Here is a 1,475-nt window from a genome sequence, read left to right as displayed (position 1 = left end):
AGTCAAGTCCATAATCTTGTGTAAAATCCTAAACAATGTTTAATCAACCTTTTTATTATGTTTGGGGTTATTCTTTCCCCCTACATTTTTTTGAGAAATTTCCGTGGGTTAATAACTTCGCAATCAGTAAAGGCTGTCAAAGACTCTTTTCCTTTGATAGCCTTTACTGATTGTGGAATAATCCATAACGGAAGTTTTAAAAAATATTCTACTTAGTAAGCGACTTTTTCTTATCATATGTTGTTTCTTGGTAGTGCATTAATGTAGCTCCTATTAAACGAAAAGCTGATTGTGTATTAGGAAAGATACGAATGACTCTTTCTCTTCTACGAACTTCTTGATTTAAGCGCTCAAGAGAGTTAGTACTGCGAATATGCGGACGAATAGATTCTGGATGATTCATATATTGAATGGTATCTTCGAACCCTTCATCTAATATCTCTAATGCTTTTGCGTATTTAGGATTATCACTAAACTTAGTCATTAATTCTTCTTTAAAAGTTCGTATATCTTCTATCGTGACTGCTTCAAATACACGTTTAATCATCAAACGTATTTCCGTTGAGTCTTTCTTTGGTAACTTTTCAATAATATTGCGTTTAAAGTGGACATTACATCTTTGCCAAGAAGTACCGATAAACTCTTGTTGAATTGACTTTTGTAGACCTAGATGTGCATCAGAGATCACCAGTTTAGGTGATTGGAGCCCTCTGGATTTTAATTGTTTAAAAAATTGACTCCAACTCTCAAAACTCTCGTTATGGTCTACACTTAATCCAATAATTTCACGCTTATTTTTCTCAGTAAGAGCTTTGGCAATATAAACAGCTTTAGAAACAACACGGTTATGTTCCCTCACCTTTATATACATAGCATCAACAAATATAAAAGGATAATAGACAGTATTCAAAGGCCGCTTAGACCAATCATTTACGATAGGATCAAGCTTTTGAGTAAGGGAAGAAACAAACGATTTTGAAACAGCCTCACCACAAAGTTGTTCTACAATATGAGTAACCTTCCTTGTTGAAACACCATTAATAACCATTTCTAACATAGATAAGACCAGTGCCTGTTCGCATCGAGAATATTTTTCAAAAACAGATGTTGAGAATTCTCCATTACGAGTTCGTGGAACCTTGAGTTTTATCTTTCCAACTTTCAATGTCAACTCACGCTCATAATACCCGTTACGATAGTCACGACGATCGTCAGTACGTTCATAAGGGTAGGCTTGTAAGTAGTCATCTCTTTCTTTTTCCATAAATTCATTTAAAATTAATACAAGAGCTGATTTATAAACTGAATCCATATTAGAATTCAATAATGAATCTTTTAAAACTTCCATATCTAGGGTAAACTGTAACTGAGTCATTTTGATAACCTCTTTTCAATGTTTTTCTTGGTCGTTAAACATTGTTGACAAGAATAATCAAAATGACTCTTTCTTTTTACACAATTATATGGACTTTATC

1 protein-coding gene is annotated in these 1,475 nt (G+C 33.4%); it reads right to left on the bottom strand.

All coding sequences use genetic code 11. The features are described 5' to 3' along the window. Positions 1–208: 208 nt before the first annotated feature. The gene (locus LT143_RS20270; protein ID WP_246946196.1) at positions 209–1,375 is read right to left on the bottom strand and encodes an IS256 family transposase; all 1,167 of its coding nucleotides are present in this window, start codon (positions 1,373–1,375) and stop codon (positions 209–211) included. Between the last annotated feature and the right edge of the window lie 100 nt (positions 1,376–1,475).

It is taken from the genome of Bacillus pinisoli (assembly GCF_023036475.1).
Classification (GTDB): domain Bacteria; phylum Bacillota; class Bacilli; order Bacillales; family SA4; genus Bacillus_BS; species Bacillus_BS pinisoli.
Note: the sequence above shows the minus strand (reverse complement) of the source record. Positions and strands in the feature narration are given on the sequence as shown.